Origin of the sequence: Campylobacter sp. US50a, assembly GCF_004379015.1 — a bacterium.
Classification (GTDB): domain Bacteria; phylum Campylobacterota; class Campylobacteria; order Campylobacterales; family Campylobacteraceae; genus Campylobacter_D; species Campylobacter_D jejuni.
In genome coordinates this window covers 1-387 of the sequence record NZ_RYYJ01000075.1, presented here as the reverse complement: position 1 = coordinate 387, position 387 = coordinate 1, and the positions used below count along the sequence as shown (strand labels likewise).

The window sequence follows — 387 nt, the reverse complement described above, 5'->3', positions numbered from 1 at the left end:
AATATTTTAGTGCACTTTGGATATATAAAAATGGTAAGCTAGATGCAAAAGCAAGTGGTAAAATCTATGGAGATGATTTGCATTTTAGCGGAGCAAAAACTGAAGAAGAAGTTTGCATGGTAAATGAGACGCCTTGCATGGCACTTGAAACATATGCCCTGCCAAGCAATAAAATTTCAGGAATACTAAGAGATTCTGAGCTTCCTATACTAAGCTATTTAGTTTATAATGTTATGGAGTTTCAAGGAAAGAATTATATTACTCTATGGAATAGGAGATTTCTTAATGATGAGAATTCTACCTATCCAAGAACACGTATTTATCTTTTAGAAGGTAATAAAAGAGAGTTAAAATGCACTTTTTAAAAAGGAAATAATTGATGTTTGA

Annotated in this window: 1 pseudogene; it reads left to right on the top strand. The window is 31.5% G+C overall.

The annotated features are described in order from the left end of the window. Positions 1-365: pseudogene (locus tag ELQ11_RS09720) on the top strand (DUF1311 domain-containing protein); the annotation flags it as partial. Between the last annotated feature and the right edge of the window lie 22 nt (positions 366-387).